This is a genomic window from Cellulomonas sp., assembly GCF_015234515.1.
Taxonomy (GTDB): Bacteria; Actinomycetota; Actinomycetes; order Actinomycetales; family Cellulomonadaceae; genus Cellulomonas.
In genome coordinates this window covers 595,844-609,590 of the sequence record NZ_JADGMY010000023.1, presented here as the reverse complement: position 1 = coordinate 609,590, position 13,747 = coordinate 595,844, and the positions used below count along the sequence as shown (strand labels likewise).

Below are 13,747 nucleotides of genomic sequence, written 5' to 3'. Positions count from 1 at the left end.
CTCACCCCTCCGCGGTCCCCCGCGCCACCGCCGACGCCCGCGACGACTTCCGCGTCACCAGGTGCAGCACGACCCCCACGCCCATGAGCACGCCCGCGAGCGCCCAGTGCTGCGGCTCCTGCCGCGTCAGCAGCACGAGGCACGAGAGCACGGCCAGCACGGGCAGCCACGTCGGGGCGCGGAAGTGGTCGTGCTCGACCTGGTCACGCCGCAGCACGAGCACCGCGACGTTCGTCGAGAGGAACACGAAGAGCAGCAGCAGGACGACCGTCGACGCGAGGTCGGCGAGCTCACCGGTGACCGCGAGCACGATGGCGACGAGCGTCGTCACGACGATCGCGACGCCGGGGGTCCGGCGCCTCGGCAGGACGCGCACGAGCGGCCCGGGCAGCAGCCCGCGCTCGGCCATGCCGTACGCGAGGCGGCTGGCCATGATCATCGTCAGCAGGGCGCCGTTGGCCACGGCGATCAGCGCGATGACCGCGAACAGCTCGGGCGGCACGCCGCCGGCGACGCGCACGACCTCGAGCAGCGGACCGCTGGACTCGGCGAGCTCGGACGGCGCGACGACGGCGGGCGCGATGAACCCCAGGAGCAGGTAGACGACGCCGGCGGTGAGCAGCGACCCGAACAGGGCGCGCGGGTACACGCGGGAGACGTCCGTGATCTCCTCGGCCAGGTTCGCGGAGGTCTCGAACCCGACGAACGAGTAGTACGCGATGAGCGCGGACCCGAGCACGGCGACCCACACGCCCGTCTCGGCGGGGGGCGTGAACGCGCCGCCCAGGTCGGCCTCGCCGCGACCGATGATCCAGACGCCGAGGACGATGACGAGTACGAGCCCGGTGGTCTCGATGAGCGTCATGACGATGTTGGCGCGCAGCGACTCCTTGATGCCCCACGCGTTGATGAGGGCGACGAGGACCAGGAAGACGATCGCGGCGGGCACCTGCGGGACGTCGATGTACGCGCTGAGGTAGTCGCCCGCGAACGCCAGCGACAGCCCGGCGGCGCTGACGACGCCCGCGGCGAGCATGCAGAACCCGACGAGGAACGCGACGAGCGGGCTGCGGTACGCCTTCTCCGCGAAGACCGCGGACCCGCCGGCCTTCGGGTACTTGGTGACCAGCTCGGCGTAGGAGAACGCGGTGAGCAGCGCCATGACCAGCGCGATCGCGAACGCGAGCCACACCAGCCCGCCCGCCTCGCCGGCCATCTCGCCGATCAGCGCGTACACCCCGGCGCCGAGCACGTCGCCGAGAATGAACAGGAACAGCAGGGGGCCGGTCACGGCCCGCTTCAGCCGGGGCGCGCCCGCGGCCTTCTCCGTCTCGCTCGTCACGCGCCGATTCTGTGGCAGGTCCGCCCGGCGCGCGCGGCGAGCGGCCGGGCGGTCAGCCCGCGGTCGCGCGCCGGCGCACCGCCTGCTGCACCGCGTAGACCCCGACGACGACCGCGACCAGCCCCGCGGTCGCGGCGAGCTGCGCGCGCGCCGCGTCGTCGGTCAGCATCAGCACGACGACCCCGCCCAGCGCCGCCAGCGTCGCCCACGTCAGCCACGGGTAGCCCCACATGCGCAGCGGCAGCCCCTCGGGGCCTGCGGCGGCGACCAGCCGGGGCCGCAGCCGCAGCTGCGACACGGCGACCAGCACCCACACCACCAGCAGCGACGACCCGGCGGCGTTCAGCAGGATGCCGAGCAGCGCGTCGGGCAGCAGCCAGTTCAGCGCGACGGCGACGAGCCCGAGGACGACCGACACCAGCACGGCGACCCACGGCACGTCGCGCCCCGACACCCGGCGCAGCACGCGCGGCCCGTCACCGCGCCCGGCCAGCGAGAAGGCCATGCGGGACGTCGCGTAGATGTTGGCGTTGAACGCGGACAGCAGCGCCAGGACGACGACGACCTCCATGAGCCGCGCGGCCCCCGGCAACCCGGCCAGCTCGAGGACGGCGACGAACGGCCCGTCGACGAGCTGCGGTGCGTCCCACGGCAGCACGAGCACCATGACGGCGACGGCCCCCACGTAGAACAGCAGGATGCGCCACACGATCGACCGGGTGGCGCGCGCGACGGCCCGCTGCGGGTCGCGTGCCTCGGCCGACGCGATGGTGACGATCTCGATGCCGCCGAACGCGAAGACCACGACGAGCAGCCCCGCGGCGATCCCGCCCAGTCCCGTCGGCGCGAAGCCGCCGTGCCCCAGCAGGTTCGACGTCCCGACGGGCTCGGTCCCCGGCAGCCACCCGAAGGCCAGCGCGACGCCCACGACGAGGAACCCGACGATCGCGACGACCTTGATGAGCGCGAACCAGAACTCGAACTCCCCGAACTGCCGTACCCCGACGAGGTTCACGACGGCGAACACCGTGACGGCCGCGAGCGCGACCCCCCACTGCGGCACGCCCGGCAGCCACCCCGTGACGATCCGCGCGACGCCGGTGATCTCGACGCCCAGCACCATGACGAGCGTGAACCAGTAGACCCACCCGAGCGTGAACCCGGCCCAGCGGCCCAGCGCGCGCTCGGCGTACACGGAGAACGACCCGCTCGCGGGGACGGCCGACGCCATCTCGGCGAGCATCCGCATCACGAGGACGACGAGCAGCCCGGCGACGGCGTACGACACGAGCACGGCCGGCCCGGCGACGGCGATCCCGACGCCGCTGCCGAGGAAGAGCCCGGCGCCGATCGCGGACCCCAGGCCCATCATCGTCAGGTGCCGCGCCCGCAGGCCGTGGCCGAGGGCGGGGGCGGCCTCGGAGGCACCGCGGGGCGGGTCGGCTGCGGTGCCCGGCTGGAGGACACCGCCCAGCGGGTCGGAGGGTGCGGACGTCATGCGGTGGGGACCTCGGCTCGTGGGGACGCGGCCGGCAGGCCGCCCGTCCACGGTAGTCGCGGCGCGAGCGAGGTCGGCGGGACCGTCGGTACGCCGAGCACCGCGACGAGGTCGTGGAAACCTCCCACCAGCGCCGACGCGGGATAGTCGCCCCGCCCCTGCCTGTTCCGCCCGGGACGCCGGGACCCCTAGTGTGGCGAGGGTCACCCCCGCAGGTGGGGTGCGGCGCCGGGGGGCGGATGCATGACCAGCACGCAGGAGACCGTCGCACCGGCCGCCGCGCCGGCCAAGATGTCGCTGCCCACGCTCACCGCCATGGTCGTCGGCGGCATGGTGGGCGCGGGGGTGTTCTCGCTGCCCGCGCGGTTCGGTGTCGCGACCGGCGTGCTGGGGGCGCTCATCGCGTGGGCCATCGCGGGCGCCGGCATGCTCATGCTCGCGTTCGTCTTCCAGAACCTCGCGGTGCGCAAGCCGGACCTCGACTCGGGCGTCTTCATCTACGCCAAGGCGGGGTTCGGGGACTACGTCGGCTTCAACTCGGCGATCGGGTTCTGGGCGTCGACCGTCGCGGGCAACACCTTCTACTGGGTGTTCATCACCGCGACGCTCGGCACCTTCTTCGACGCGTTCGGCGACGGCGACACGCTGCTGGCCGTCGCCGTGTCGACCGTCGGCGTGTGGCTGTTCCACTACCTCATCGCGCGCGGCGTGCGGGACGCGGCCGTCATCAACCGCATCGTCACGGTCTTCAAGGTCCTGCCGATCCTCACGTTCGTCGTCGTCCTCCTGTTCGCGTTCGACGCCGGGGTCTTCGCGGACAACTTCTTCGCGTACGACGACCTGGGCACGATGGGCGAGCAGGTCAAGAACACGATGATCATCACGACGTTCGTGTTCCTCGGCATCGAGGGCGCCAGCGTGTACTCGCGGTACGCCAGGCGGCGCGAGGACGTGGGCCGCGCGACCGTCCTGGGCTTCCTGTCGGTGCTGTCGATCTTCGCGCTCGTCACGCTGTCGTCGTACGCGGTGCTGCCCCGCGCGGAGATCGCCGCGACGCGCCAGCCGTCGATGATCGGCGTCTTCGAGTCCGTCGTGGGCCCGTGGGGCGCGACGTTCATCTCCGTCGGCGTGGTGGTGTCCGTACTGGGCGCGTACCTGGCGTGGACGCTCATGGCCGCCGAGGTCATGTACCACCCGGCGCGCAACGACGACCTGCCCGAGCTGCTGGGCCGCGAGAACCGTGTCGGCACGCCCATCATGGCGCTCGTCGCGACGTCGATCGCGGTGCAGGCGCTGCTGCTGCTCACGCTGCTGGTGTCCGACGCCCTGAACTTCATGCTCGACCTGTGCACGAGCCTGGCGCTCATCCCGTACTTCCTCGCGGCGGCGTACGCGCTGAAGATCGCGCTGACCGGTGAGGGCTACGAGGGCGTCGACCCGCGCACGCGGCGCACGCACGCGATCGTCGCGGGCGTCGCGACGGGGTACACGCTGTTCCTGTTCGTCGCCGCGGGGCTGGAGTTCCTGCTGCTGTCGACCGTGATCCTCGCGCCGCTGACGCTGCTGTACGTCAGGGCGCGCCGCGAGCACCGGCGGCGGCTGTTCACGCCCGCCGAGGCGGTGCTGTGCGCCGTGGTCGTCGCCGGGGCCGTCGTCGGCCTCCTCGGCCTGGCGACGGGCCGGATCGAGCTGTGAGGCCCACGTGACCCCACCCGACGGAAGGACGAGCATGAGCCAGACCGTGTCCGCAGGCTACGGCGTCCACTCGGAGGTCGGGCGGCTCCGCAAGGTGATGGTCTGCCGCCCGGGGCTCGCGCACCGCCGCCTCACCCCGACCAACAGCGACGAGCTGCTGTTCGACGACGTCCTGTGGGTCGAGAACGCGCAGCGCGACCACGCGGACTTCGTCAACAAGCTGACGACCCGCGGCGTGGACGTCGTCGAGCTGCACGACGTGCTCGCGCAGACCCTGCAGGTCCCCGGCGCCCGCGACTGGCTGCTGGACCGCAAGATCGTGCCCAACCGGGTCGGTCTGGGCCTGGTCGACAGCACCCGCGCCTACCTGGAGGAGCTGCCGCCGGCGCGCCTGGCGGAGCTGCTCATCGGCGGCCTGGCGACCATCGACCTGCCGGCGGAGCACCGCCCGCCCGCGATCGGCCTGGCCCGTGAGTCCACCGGCGCCCGCGAGTACCTCATGCCGCCGCTGCCCAACACCCTCTACACGCGCGACACGACGTGCTGGCTGTACGGCGGGCTGACGCTCAACCCCCTGTACTGGCCGGCGCGGCACGACGAGACGCTCATCTACCAGGCGATCTACCTGCACCACCCGGACTACGTCGGCTCGCGCGTCTGGTGGGGCGACCCGGGTGAGGAGTGGGGGCAGGCGACGTTCGAGGGCGGCGACATCATGCCCGTCGGCAACGGCGTGGTCCTCATGGGCATGAGCGAGCGGACGTCCCGGCAGGCGATCACGCAGGTCAGCGCGGCGCTGTTCGCGCAGGGGGCGGCCGAGCGGGTCGTGGTGGCCGGCATGCCGAAGCTGCGCGCGGCGATGCACCTCGACACCGTGTTCACGTTCGTCGACCGGGACGTCGTCACGCTGTACCCGACGATCATGGACGCGGTGCACACGTTCACGCTGCTGCCGTCGGACGCGCGCCCGGGCTTCGACGTCGTCGACGAGGGGTCGGCCGCGTTCACCGACGTCGTGGCCCGCGCCATGGGCCTGGACTCGCTGCGGACCATCGACACCGGCGGCGACGTGTACGAGTCGGAGCGCCAGCAGTGGGACTCGGGCAACAACGCCGTCGCCCTCGAGCCGGGCGTCGTGTTCACCTACGACCGCAACACCCTGACCAACACGCTGCTGCGCAAGGCCGGCATCGAGGTCATCACGATCGTCGGGGCCGAGCTGGGGCGTGGCCGGGGCGGGGGGCACTGCATGACGTGCCCGATCGTGCGGGACCCGCTGGAGTGGTGAGGCCCGCCGCGGATCCCCGCTGCCGGGCCGCGGCGCATGCACTTTGCATGCAGTCGCAGTAATCTGACGGCATGAGCGTGTCCCTCACCGTCCGCGACGTGCCCGACGACGTCCGCGACGAGCTCGCCGCGCGCGCCGCGCGCAGCGGCCGGTCCCTGCAGGAGTACCTGCGCGCGACGCTGACCGAGCTCGCGGCCCGGCCGACGGCGGCCGACGCCGTCGCGCAGGCCCGCGGCCGTGCGCTCGGGTACCCCGACGTCAGCGCCGAGCAGATCCTCGACGACCTCGACGCCGGACGGCGGTGACCACCGCCCTGGTCGTGGACGCGTCAGCCGTCCTGGCGGTCCTCATCGACCCCGGCCCCCGCGGTGAGCGGGCCGCGACCCACATGTCCGGCGCTCAGCTGGCCGCACCCGACCTGCTCGGCTACGAGGTGCTGAACGTGCTGCGCCGACGCCGGGCGGCGGGGCACCTCACCGCGAACCAGGCGGCGCTCGCCGTACGCACGTGGTCGCAGCTGCCGGTCGACCTCTGGCCCCTCGCCCCGCTCCAGCCCGACGTGTGGCGGCTCACGCACAACCTCTCGGCCTACGACGCCGCCTACGTGGCTCTCGCCGGCCATCTCGGCGCACCGCTGCTCACGGGTGACCGCCGGCTCGCCGGGGCACCGGGGCTGACCTGCGAGGTCGTCACGATCTGATGCGCCCCGCCAGCGTGACCCGCAGTGCGGCCGTCAGGGCGTCGGGTCGTCGCCCGTCGGGTCCGACGGGTACAGGCGCCGCGTGCCCGTGTCCTGGTTGTCGCCGGGTGGCGGCTGCGTGTCCGGGCCGGTGGCGCCGGGCAGCGGCTGGTTCTCCGCGTCCTGCGTCTCGGGCCGCTGGGATGCCGGGTGGACGGTGTCCTCGCTCATGGGTCCACCCTGCGACGGCCGTCCGGGCCCCGCCACCCGAGGGCCGCGGGACCCCGGCGACGGCGCCTCGCGGCTGCCGGGTGCGTCAGCCGCCCACGACCCCGCACGCGATGCGGTCGCCGGAGTCACCGGTCTTGAGCGTGTCGGCGTCCGGGCCGTTCGGCGCGTAGCGCTCGGGGATGTTGGCGAAGTTGTCCGGGCCGGCGTGCACCATGACCGCGGTGCCGTCGTCGTCCATCAGGTCCTCCAGCGTCACGGCGTCCGTGCTCGCGGTCAGGCGGCCGGAGCCCGTGGAGTCGACGAGCAGGGACGGCAGGTCGCCCTGGTGCGCGCCGTGGTCCGCCATGTCGGCTCCGAGGTGACCGCCGGCGGACAGGAAGTCGCCGACCTTCGCCGGGTCCGTGGGGTCCGGGCTGTCCGGCTCGCAGACGCCGATGGCATGCAGGTGGAAGCCGTGGAACCCGGGCGGCAGGTCGCCGGCCGCGACCTCGACCTCGAGCGCGCCGTCGTCGTCCTTCAGCCACACCGTGCCGACCTGGTTGTTGTCCGCATCGAGCAGCGTGACCTCGGTGCCGTCGTCGCCCTCGTCGCCCATCGGGGGCGTCGTCGCCTCCTGCTGGTTGATGACCGGGTCGTTCTGCTCCTGGCCGGACGCGGTGCAGGCGGTGACGGCTGCTGCTGCGGTGACGGCGACGATCGTCGCCCTGAGAGTGCGTCGCATGGTGCCCCCTCGATGTCGGTCCTCGGACCTTCTCCACGGTACGAAAACCCCGGGGAGAGCGCCCGGCGAGCGCACGACCGTCCCGTGCGTCAGCGGAAGTGCCCCGCGACTGAGCCACCCTCACAGCTTCTCCATCATCTATCCCCTCTAGATTGTTGCGTTCTAGGGGGGATAGATTCGCGCTCGTGAAGCGGGTGACGTCATCAAGAGGATCCAGCGCGAGGCCCGTCGCCAAGGCCTCCCGTTCGAGGTCGTCGAGCTGAGCCGTCACACAGGCATCGTCGTCGACGGGTTCCGGTCCACGCTCGGCCGGCACAACGAGGTTCCGGACGGCACCGCCCGCGCGTTCTGGAAGCAGTTCGAAGGGGTCCTCGCCGAAGGGGTGGTGGCGATGAAGATCATCGCGACGGCAGTCCGGGAGGACCGGCACTGGCTCGTCCGCAACGACACGTACCCGTCGGCGTTCACGACCGTGACGCGGCTCGCGGACGCCGCGGAGGCACACCGGGAGGCCGTCGCGTTCGTCGCCGGAGTGCCTGCGGCAGAGATCGAGGTCGAGGTCGAACCGGTCGTCGACGAGAGGCTCGCCGACCTGATCGCGGAGGCGCGGGCCGCGACGCGCGACGCGGAGCGCGCGCAGCGTGTCGCAGCGACCCTGTCGCGGCAGGCGGTCGCACGTCTGCGCGCAGCCGGACTGACCGGCGTCGACACAGCCGCCGTGCTCGGCGTGAGCCCTCAGCGCGTGTCGCAGCTGGGGAAGACCGCATGAGCGCCGAACCACGACCTGCTCACCGGCGTCGCACGTCGGCTCGAGTGCTCGACCGGGGATCCGTGCGCCGCTAGGCTCGTCGCAGATGTCCACCCTCGACCCCGCCCGGCTCATCGCCTGGGACCGTGAGCTGCGTGCGGTGCATGCGCGCCTGCGGGACAGCCTGCAGGTCGCGCGCGAAGCGGTCGACGACGAGGCGGACGGTCCGGCGGACGCCGCGTCCCCGTCGCGCGAGCTCCTGCTGTTCTGCACCGGGTTCTGCGCGGCGCTCGACGGCCACCACCAGGGTGAGGACGACGTCGTCTTCCCCGGCCTCCTCGCGTCGGCGCCGGGGCTGCGGGACGTCGTGAGCCAGCTGGTCCGCGACCACGCGATGCTGTCGCACCTGCTGGGCGAGCTGCAGCGCGTCGTCGCGACCGGGCACGCTGCGGGCGGCCACGACACCGCCGCGCTGCACCGGCACCTCGACGGCATCGAGGCCGTCATGGAGACGCACTTCCGGTACGAGGAGAAGCGGCTGCTGCCGGCGCTGACGGACCTCGTGCTCGACGCGACGCCACGCGCGGCGCTCGGCCCGTTGGCGTCGGACGTCAGCGGTCTCTCGACCTGACGCACGGTGCCGTCTGCGGCCGGCACGAGCGCACGGCGAGGTGCTCGCGGGCGCCTGTCGGTGGGCGCCGGTAGGTTCCCCGCCATGGAGACCGCACCCTCGAACCCGGCCGCGACGTTCCTCGACCTCGTGGCGCCGCTCACCGCCGTGAGCGACCGCCTCCCCGCCGCGGCGTGGGACCAGCCGTCGGCGTGCGAGGGCTGGACGGCGCGCGACGTCCTGCGCCACGTCGTCGACTCGCAGCGCGGGTTCCTCGGCGCGCAGGGCATCGAGCTCCCGGACGTGGACCTGCGCACCGACCCGGCGGCGGGGTGGCGGGCGCACGCCGCGGCCCTGCACCGAGTCCTCGACGACCCGACCGTGGCGGGACGCGAGTACGACAGCCTCTTCGGCCGCACGACGGTGGGCGAGACGCTCCTCGGCTTCTTCGGACTCGACCTCGTCGTCCACCGCTGGGACCTCGCGAGCGCAGCGGGGATCGACGAGCGGCTCAGCGACGACGAGCTGACGTTCGTCGAGGGCCGGGCCGACAGCCTCGGCGACGCGCTGTACTCCGAGGGCGTGTGCCGGGCCGGCGTCGAGCCGCCGGCGGACGCGGACCGTCAGGCACGTCTGCTCGCACGGCTGGGGCGTCGGACCGCAGGCTGAGGCACCGGCGCGCGGGGGGACCACCATGCCGTCACCTGCCAACGGGGTCCCGATCGGCCCGGACGTCGTCACCGCGCTGCTCACCGAGCAGCACCCCGACCTGGCGCACCTGCCGCTGGGCCGGCGGTACGAGGGCTGGGACATGGCGATGTACCGGCTGGGCGACGACCTGGCCGTACGGCTGCCGCGACGCGCGGCGTCCGTCGGGTCCATGACCACCGAGCTGCGGTGGGTGCGGGAGCTGGGGGCGGCGTGGACGTTCCCGACGCAGCAGGTGGTGCGGGCCGGTGAGCCCGGAGCCGCGTACCCGTGGCCGTGGGCCGTCGTGACCTGGTTGCCGGGCGTGACGGCCGCCGAGGTGCCGCTGGACGCCTCCTCCGGCCCGGACCTGGGGCGCGCGCTCGCGCAGGTCCACGTGCCGGCCGCGCCTGACGCGCCGTACAACGACGAGCAGTCGATCCCGCTGTCCGCGCGCGTCCACGTGGTGCTGCGCTCCCTCGCGCACGTCGAGGAGCAGGCACCGGCCCGGGGCGTGCGCCTGGACCGCGAGCGCGCCGAGCGCCTGTGGGCCGACGCGCTCGCCGCGCCCGTCGACGTGCCGCGCACGTGGATCCACGCGGACCTGCACCCGCACAACCTGCTGAGCGCCGAGGGTCGGTTCGCCGGCGTCCTCGACTGGGCGGACATCGCTGAGGGCGACCCCGCGACGGACCTGGGTTTCCTGTGGCTGGCGCTGCCCGCGGCCGGCGTACGGGCGGCGTTCGACGCGTACCGCTCTGCGGCACCCGGTGGCCTGTCGGACGCGACGGCGACCCGCGCGCACGGCACGGGCCTCGCGATGGCCGCGGGGTGAGTCCAGTGGGACGAGCCGACGACCCGCGAGATCGGCTGGCGCGCCCTGACAGAGCTGGGCGTCCTCCACCCCCTCTGACAATGAAACCGGACCGCCCTCCCACCACCTGGGTCACTGGATCGCCCTCTCACCCCCGGGGCTCCCCAGGGCTGACTGGATTGCACTCTCACCACCAAGGGGCTCCCAGGGGTGACTGGATTGCACTCTCACCACGGAGGGAACTCGCCATGGCCGGCCCTCCCCCAGGGCGCGAGAGAGCAATCCAGTCACCCCCGGCCTCCCTTTGGGCGCGAGAGAACAATCCAGTCACCCCCGGCCTCCCTTTGGGCGCGAGAGAGCAATCCAGTCACCCCCCGCCCTCCCTTTGGGCGCGAGAGAACAATCCAGTCACCCATCACCCCCGAGAGCGGCCGGTACGGACGGCAAAGGACTCGAACCGGGCCAGGCCGTGGTGCCAGCATCGAGCCGTGACCACCGACGACTGCGTCTTCTGCGGGATCGTCGAGCGCCGGCTCGACGCCTCCGTCGTGCACGAGTCCGCGAACGTCCTGGCGATCATGGACATCGATCCGGTGACGCCGGGACACGTCCTCGTCCTGCCGCGGGCGCACCTGCCCGAGCTGGCGGACCTCGACGACGACCTGGCCGCCGAGGTGTTCGCCGTCGCCCGGTCGGTCGCCGCGGCGCTGCGACGCTCGCCGCTGCGGTCCGAGGGCGTGAACCTGTTCTACGCCGACGGCGAGGCCGCGTTCCAGGAGGTCTTCCACTCCCACCTGCACGTGTTCCCGCGGTTCGCGGACGACGGCTTCACCATCGGCGCGCGGTGGGGCTCGAACCCCTCGCGCGCGGAGCTCGACGCGAACGCCGCGACCCTGCGTGCCGAGCTCCGGCCGCCCGGCCCGGCCGAAGCGTGACCTGCCCGCAACACGCCTGACACAACTGCCTCGTAGCGTCACCGCACCGCACCCGTGGACACGGCGGGCGTCCCGCGCGACGCTGGGTCCACCCGGCTCACGAGGCCGCGCGATTCGCCGCACCGACAGGCGCACGGCAGGACGGACGCACGCGAGGAGGCCGGGATGTTCGACCACGTCGACCCCTTCATCGGCACCGCCGCGACCGATCTGCCCGCGCCCAGCGGCCTGGCAGCCACGTGGTGGTCGCCCAAGCCGCAGGTCGGCAACACGCACCCGGGAGCGACGTACCCGTTCGGCATGGTGTCGGCGTGCGCGTACTCGGCGGCGTACCCCACGGGGTACGGGCGGTACGACCTGTCGACCGAGGGCCTGCCGCCCGTGCTGCACGACCGGCTCGTGGCCAGCGGGTTCACGCACTTCCAGCAGTCGGGCACGGGCGCGATCCGCAAGTACTACAACTACTTCCGCGTCACGCCCATGCTCTCGCCGCTCGACGACCTGGGCCGCACCTGGGAGATCGTCGAGGAGGAGGCACAACCCGGGTACTACGCGGCGACGCTGGAGTCCGGCATCCGCGCCGAGATCACCGTCGGGCCCAAGTCCGCGGTCCACCGGTACACGTTCCCCGCCCACCACGACGCGCGGCTCGTCATCGACTTCTCCCTCGGCGGACTCGACATCCCGTACGGCCGGACCATCCCCTTGCGCGCGCACCTCGGCTCGGTGAGCCCCGGGTGCGCCGAGGGGGAGATCGTCGTCGAGGGCGCGCCGCTGGCCGTGCGCGTCGAGTGCGACGCGCAGCACTGGCGGCAGCTGCTCTGGTACGACCGGCGCCTGATGCCCGGCGGCACGCGCCTCGACTTCGACCGCATCCGGCCCACCACCCTGCGGCCGTTCGGCCTCATGTGGGCGGGGCCGACCGAGCCGGGACAGGTCGTCGAGCTGCGGTTCGGGTTCTCGCTGCGGGGCGTCGAGCAGGCCGCGCACACGCTGGACCGCGAGTGCGGGCCCGACCCGCGGCGGTCCTTCGAGCGGCGACGCGCCACGACGCAGGCCGTGTGGCGCGAGCACCTCGGCAAGGTGCAGGTCGACACGCCGTCGTCGGACAAGGCGACGGTCATGGGCACCGCCCTCTACCACTCGCTGATCAAGCCGTGCCTCGCCCCCGACGAGTCCCCGTTCTGGCCGACCCCCGGCCCGTTCGCGTTCGACCTGTCGACCATGTGGGACATCTACCGCACGCACCTGCCGCTGATGACGACCCTCTTCCCCGACAAGGCGGTCGAGCTGGCGAACGCCCTGCTGCAGATCGCCGAGGAGGAGGGCAACCTGCCCATCGGCTACCGCATGGCTCGCGGTGCCGACCGCTTCAGCCGTCAGGGGTCGGCCCTCGCCCACACGTTCCTCGCGGACCTGTGCGCGCTGGGCCTGCCGGGGGTCGACTGGGACTGGGCGCTCGTGCACATGACCGACGACCTGCGCCGCACGTACGGCGAGGAGTTCCTGCTGCACGGGCGTACCCACCCCATCAGCCACACGCTCGACCTGGCCTTCGGGTACTGGTGCTCGGCGATCGTCGCCGGGAGGGTCGGGGACCTGACGCTCGTCGACCAGTTCGGCCCGCTGGCCGCCCGCTGGACCAACGCGTACGACCCGGCGACGGGCCTGCTCGTCGACTCGACGTACTACGAGGGCGGCCGCTGGAACTACTCGTTCCGGTTGATGCACGACATGGCGTCACGCATCGCGCTGGCCGGCGGCGACGACGCGTTCACGACGATGCTCGACCGGTTCTTCGGCTTCGGCGCCGACCCCGTCAAGCAGCCGGGTCTGCACCCCGACGTCGGGGAGATGGCCGCCGGCTACGCCCTCAACCGGTTCGAGGGTCTCAACAACGAGCCGGACATGGAGGCGCCCTGGGCGTACATGTACTCGGGTCGCCCCGACCGCACGGCGCAGGTGGTGCACGACGTCGTGCAGCAGCAGTTCGGGACGGGCCGCGGTGGTCTGCCCGGCAACGACGACTCCGGCGGGCTGTCGTCGTGGTACGTGTGGGCGAGCCTGGGGCTCTTCCCCGTCGCAGGGCAGAACCTGTTCCTGCTCAACGCGCCCGCGTGGCGCGAGGCACGCGTCGACGTGGGCGGCCGGCCGCTCACGGTGGAGACGACCGGCTTCACCGAGCCCGAGCCCGGCGGGCCGGCCCAGCACGTGCAGTCGGTCCACCTGGACGGCGTCCCGCTCGACCGCCCGTTCCTCACGGGCGGCGAGCTGCACACCGGCGGCCGGCTGCTCATCGGTCTCGGCCCGGAGCCGTCCGGGTGGGGAACCCAGCACCGACCACCCAGCGCGCCCGCGCCGCACGTCGACGTCCCGCTCCCCCGCCTGTCCAGACCCTGACGTGACTGGATTGCACTCTCACGCCAGGGAGGGGGGCCTCCCCCGCCACCCCCGGGCGTGAGAGAGCAATCCAGTCACCCCCTCTCCCCCGTGAGAGAG

General features: G+C 73.0%; 14 protein-coding genes. 10 read left to right on the top strand and 4 right to left on the bottom strand.

Annotated features, from left to right (window positions below; translation table 11 throughout):
* Nucleotide 1: 1 nt before the first annotated feature.
* Nucleotides 2–1,342 carry an APC family permease gene (locus IR158_RS11755; protein WP_291813202.1) on the bottom strand — a complete coding sequence of 447 codons (1,341 nt, stop codon included), beginning with the start codon at nucleotides 1,340–1,342 and terminating at the stop codon, nucleotides 2–4.
* A 52-nt stretch (nucleotides 1,343–1,394) separates the two neighbouring features.
* The gene (locus IR158_RS11750; RefSeq protein WP_291813200.1) at nucleotides 1,395–2,840 is read right to left on the bottom strand and encodes an amino acid permease; all 1,446 of its coding nucleotides are present in this window, start codon (nucleotides 2,838–2,840) and stop codon (nucleotides 1,395–1,397) included.
* Nucleotides 2,841–3,083: 243 nt separating this feature from the next.
* On the opposite strand from IR158_RS11750, the gene IR158_RS11745 reads away from it, so the two are divergent.
* From IR158_RS11745 to IR158_RS11730, 4 genes are all read left to right on the top strand, one after another.
* Complete coding sequence (locus tag IR158_RS11745) at nucleotides 3,084–4,535, top strand: basic amino acid/polyamine antiporter (protein ID WP_291813198.1); 1,452 nt, start codon at nucleotides 3,084–3,086, stop codon at nucleotides 4,533–4,535.
* A 34-nt stretch (nucleotides 4,536–4,569) separates the two neighbouring features.
* Nucleotides 4,570–5,823, top strand: a complete 1,254-nt coding sequence (locus IR158_RS11740; protein ID WP_291813197.1) for an arginine deiminase — start codon at nucleotides 4,570–4,572, stop codon at nucleotides 5,821–5,823.
* A 71-nt stretch (nucleotides 5,824–5,894) separates the two neighbouring features.
* On the top strand, nucleotides 5,895–6,128 hold the full coding sequence (locus tag IR158_RS11735; RefSeq protein ID WP_191784788.1) for a hypothetical protein: 234 nt from the start codon (nucleotides 5,895–5,897) through the stop codon (nucleotides 6,126–6,128).
* Nucleotides 6,125–6,523 (top strand): type II toxin-antitoxin system VapC family toxin, encoded by a 399-nt coding sequence (locus IR158_RS11730; RefSeq protein ID WP_291813193.1) that lies wholly within the window; start codon nucleotides 6,125–6,127, stop codon nucleotides 6,521–6,523. The genes IR158_RS11735 and IR158_RS11730 overlap by 4 nt, the downstream gene beginning before the upstream one ends.
* A gap of 33 nt (nucleotides 6,524–6,556) precedes the next feature.
* Here the strand turns inward: IR158_RS11730 and IR158_RS11725 are convergent, their stop codons facing one another.
* Together IR158_RS11725 and IR158_RS11720 are read right to left on the bottom strand one after the other, a co-directional pair.
* A complete protein-coding gene (locus IR158_RS11725; RefSeq protein ID WP_291813191.1) occupies nucleotides 6,557–6,733 on the bottom strand; it encodes a hypothetical protein in 177 nt (58 codons plus the stop codon).
* A gap of 85 nt (nucleotides 6,734–6,818) precedes the next feature.
* The gene (locus IR158_RS11720) at nucleotides 6,819–7,454 is read right to left on the bottom strand and encodes a superoxide dismutase family protein (RefSeq protein ID WP_291813189.1); all 636 of its coding nucleotides are present in this window, start codon (nucleotides 7,452–7,454) and stop codon (nucleotides 6,819–6,821) included.
* Nucleotides 7,455–7,845: 391 nt separating this feature from the next.
* Here IR158_RS11720 and IR158_RS11715 point away from each other — a divergent pair, with 391 nt between their 5' ends.
* From IR158_RS11715 to IR158_RS11690, 6 genes are all read left to right on the top strand, one after another.
* A complete protein-coding gene (locus tag IR158_RS11715) occupies nucleotides 7,846–8,223 on the top strand; it encodes a hypothetical protein (RefSeq protein WP_291813187.1) in 378 nt (125 codons plus the stop codon).
* A gap of 85 nt (nucleotides 8,224–8,308) precedes the next feature.
* Nucleotides 8,309–8,833, top strand: coding sequence for a hemerythrin domain-containing protein (locus IR158_RS11710; protein ID WP_291813186.1), 525 nt, complete (start codon nucleotides 8,309–8,311; stop codon nucleotides 8,831–8,833).
* Between the two features lie 84 nt (nucleotides 8,834–8,917).
* A complete protein-coding gene (locus tag IR158_RS11705) occupies nucleotides 8,918–9,481 on the top strand; it encodes a TIGR03086 family metal-binding protein (RefSeq protein ID WP_291813184.1) in 564 nt (187 codons plus the stop codon).
* A gap of 25 nt (nucleotides 9,482–9,506) precedes the next feature.
* Nucleotides 9,507–10,334 carry an aminoglycoside phosphotransferase family protein gene (locus IR158_RS11700; protein ID WP_291813183.1) on the top strand — a complete coding sequence of 276 codons (828 nt, stop codon included), beginning with the start codon at nucleotides 9,507–9,509 and terminating at the stop codon, nucleotides 10,332–10,334.
* A 467-nt stretch (nucleotides 10,335–10,801) separates the two neighbouring features.
* A complete protein-coding gene (locus IR158_RS11695; protein ID WP_291813182.1) occupies nucleotides 10,802–11,248 on the top strand; it encodes an HIT family protein in 447 nt (148 codons plus the stop codon).
* Nucleotides 11,249–11,413: 165 nt separating this feature from the next.
* A complete protein-coding gene (locus tag IR158_RS11690; RefSeq protein WP_291813180.1) occupies nucleotides 11,414–13,648 on the top strand; it encodes a glycoside hydrolase domain-containing protein in 2,235 nt (744 codons plus the stop codon).
* The last annotated feature ends 99 nt before the right edge of the window (nucleotides 13,649–13,747 follow it).

Excerpts from the sequence above, each read along its gene's own strand:
- IR158_RS11745 (WP_291813198.1), top strand. The coding sequence starts at position 3,084 with ATGACCAGCACGCAGGAGACCGTCGCACCGGCCGCCGCGCCGGCCAAG.
- IR158_RS11700 (WP_291813183.1), top strand. The coding sequence starts at position 9,507 with ATGCCGTCACCTGCCAACGGGGTCCCGATCGGCCCGGACGTCGTCACC.
- IR158_RS11690 (WP_291813180.1), top strand. The coding sequence starts at position 11,414 with ATGTTCGACCACGTCGACCCCTTCATCGGCACCGCCGCGACCGATCTG.
- IR158_RS11720 (WP_291813189.1), bottom strand. The coding sequence starts at position 7,454 with ATGCGACGCACTCTCAGGGCGACGATCGTCGCCGTCACCGCAGCAGCA.
- IR158_RS11735 (WP_191784788.1), top strand. The coding sequence starts at position 5,895 with ATGAGCGTGTCCCTCACCGTCCGCGACGTGCCCGACGACGTCCGCGAC.
- IR158_RS11740 (WP_291813197.1), top strand. The coding sequence starts at position 4,570 with ATGAGCCAGACCGTGTCCGCAGGCTACGGCGTCCACTCGGAGGTCGGG.
- IR158_RS11750 (WP_291813200.1), bottom strand. The coding sequence starts at position 2,840 with ATGACGTCCGCACCCTCCGACCCGCTGGGCGGTGTCCTCCAGCCGGGC.
- IR158_RS11710 (WP_291813186.1), top strand. The coding sequence starts at position 8,309 with ATGTCCACCCTCGACCCCGCCCGGCTCATCGCCTGGGACCGTGAGCTG.
- IR158_RS11705 (WP_291813184.1), top strand. The coding sequence starts at position 8,918 with ATGGAGACCGCACCCTCGAACCCGGCCGCGACGTTCCTCGACCTCGTG.
- IR158_RS11725 (WP_291813191.1), bottom strand. The coding sequence starts at position 6,733 with ATGAGCGAGGACACCGTCCACCCGGCATCCCAGCGGCCCGAGACGCAG.
- IR158_RS11715 (WP_291813187.1), top strand. The coding sequence starts at position 7,846 with ATGAAGATCATCGCGACGGCAGTCCGGGAGGACCGGCACTGGCTCGTC.